Annotated in this window: 3 protein-coding genes; all 3 read right to left on the minus strand. The window is 28.5% G+C overall.

The features are described from left to right. Positions 1–238 precede the first annotated feature (238 nt). A complete protein-coding gene (locus tag BLQ05_RS13415; RefSeq protein ID WP_023576875.1) occupies positions 239–898 on the minus strand; it encodes a hypothetical protein in 660 nt (219 codons plus the stop codon). Positions 899–1,051: 153 nt separating this feature from the next. After that, positions 1,052–1,705: a DUF3137 domain-containing protein gene (locus BLQ05_RS13420; protein ID WP_143000967.1), complete on the minus strand. Its 654-nt coding sequence runs from the start codon at positions 1,703–1,705 to the stop codon at positions 1,052–1,054. 128 nt (positions 1,706–1,833) lie between these two features. Beyond that, a partial coding sequence (locus BLQ05_RS13835) for a hypothetical protein (RefSeq protein WP_218120820.1) occupies positions 1,834–2,037 on the minus strand: 204 nt, incomplete at its 5' end.

Consider the following 2,037-nt stretch of genomic DNA (forward strand, 5'->3'; position numbering starts at 1 on the left):
CACAGATTTACGTAACGATTAGACAAAGAATGTAAATTGGATTTGTGCTATGAAAAACTGAACTATGTGCCAAAGAAAAATGTTGTGAGCACTTGAAGTTAACGTCCCGTGGCTTTGCGAAGTTTGGGGATTAGTTTACCCAAAATTATAAATTTAAGACTAAGTTTACAAATACAAAACCAACATTAAATTAAGCCTTAAAGCCCAAATTTCGCAAAACCACTGTTAACTGTAGGTTTTATTTTTTGATATAATCAATAATCAATGTAATTATTGCAGTAATTATAGCGATAATAATTCCAACTAAAATTGCACTTTTATTTTTCTTAAAAAAATTATCTTCATGTTTTCTTTCAAGTTCAATTTTTTCGTTCGTATTCGGGTTTAGTAAAGTATATAAATAAATTATAGACCAAATTAAAATTATCCCAAGCCATTCTATTTTATTATACTGTTGTTTTAGATAAATACTTTTATAGATGAATGCAAATAATGCTATTGAACTGATGAGAATTAAATTTATTAGGGCATTTTTCGGATTGATAAAATAGGTGTATATAAATTTGTTTTTTCTATTTGCAAGTATTTTTTCAATTTCATACGATGCAGCTAGAACGTTCTTTCCATTTGAAAGTACACTAGACACATTATCAACTATTCTTATGTAAATATATTCGAGAGGGAGATCATTATTATGAGCTTCGATTTTGATAATTTTTGGATTATTCCCTTTAAACTGTTTTAACTCGTCAATACTATCATACATATTATCATCATCAGAAATTATTGTATTAAAACCTGATTGATGTAATTTATATAAGATAAGTTCTAAATCGTCTAGGTAGATTTTTACCCCTCCAATAACATTTGTATTTATTAATTTTTCTATTGGTTTCATTTAGATTTCGTTATGTTAAACTTACAGTTAACGTCCCGAGGCTTTGTGAAGGTGGGGATTAGTTTTTCCAAAACTAACGATTTAAGATAAAGTTTACAAATACAAAACCAACATTTTTTCCAGCCTTAAAACCCCACTTTCACAAAACCTTTGTTAGCGGTAGGCTTTTAAATTCTCTATAGATTTTATTTGGTAAAGATTATCAAGCAACTCTTTGAAAAGATTGAGTAATGATTTTAAATGCTCCATATCTTTAATTTCTCCATCAGCATAAAATTGCAACTCAAGCTGTTTTTTGGGAAGTTCACTTTCCCACACACCTTTTTGATTTGAGATTTCAAGATTGACTTCTTTTTGAGTTTCTATTAAACTTCTTATTTTTTGGTTTTGAAGTAAACTTTTAATCTTAAATTCATTATTCGCTTTGATAATAAAAGCTTTGTCAAATTCGGGGCGACCAATTTCTATATCTTGAGCTCCAAATATTTTCTCAATAGATCGAATTAAACCATTTCGATAAATTTCAAATCTAAAATTATCTATAGAATTCATTGGTGCAATTACTCGAGTCATTTCTTGTTGAAATTTACCTGAACATAATGTATAATTATCAAAAATTATTTTCCAACCGTTATAATCAATTTCAGTTTTGTCTGAAAGCCAGTTTTCCTCTCTTTCAACAAATTTTCCACCTGTTACGTTTGCAAATTCTTCCCAGATATTGATTTTTGTTTTTGCCATTCGTATATTTTCGTCCTTTTTTCGTTCAGTTTTTCGAAGCTTACCGCTAACGTCCCGGGGCTTCATGAAGTTGGGGTTTATATATTCCCAAACCATTGAATAACCACGGAAGCCAAATATATGAAATAACCTTTTAATTTAGCCTTAAAGCCCCAATTTCATGAAACCCCTGTTAGCAGTTCGGCTTTTTCATTTTAAGATTCTATTTCAAAAATTTTTTCAAAGTAATTTATAAGTTTGTTTTTATTTCTCCATATAATAAGGTTAATTATAATAACAAAGCCAAACATTAATGGATTTATTATTTTATATGCTTTGAGCGGTGCTGAATTTGTGTAAAGAATTAAATTACATATAGGAATGACAATTATTGGCATATATTTATTCCAATAATATCC

Origin of the sequence: Flavobacterium saliperosum (assembly GCF_900100625.1) — a bacterium.
GTDB lineage: Bacteria > Bacteroidota > Bacteroidia > Flavobacteriales > Flavobacteriaceae > Flavobacterium > Flavobacterium saliperosum.

What these genes read in the sequence shown, in the direction of transcription:
- BLQ05_RS13415 (WP_023576875.1), bottom strand. Translation starts at nt 898, where the DNA reads ATGAAACCAATAGAAAAATTAATAAATACAAATGTTATTGGAGGGGTA.
- BLQ05_RS13420 (WP_143000967.1), bottom strand. Translation starts at nt 1,705, where the DNA reads ATGAAGCCCCGGGACGTTAGCGGTAAGCTTCGAAAAACTGAACGAAAA.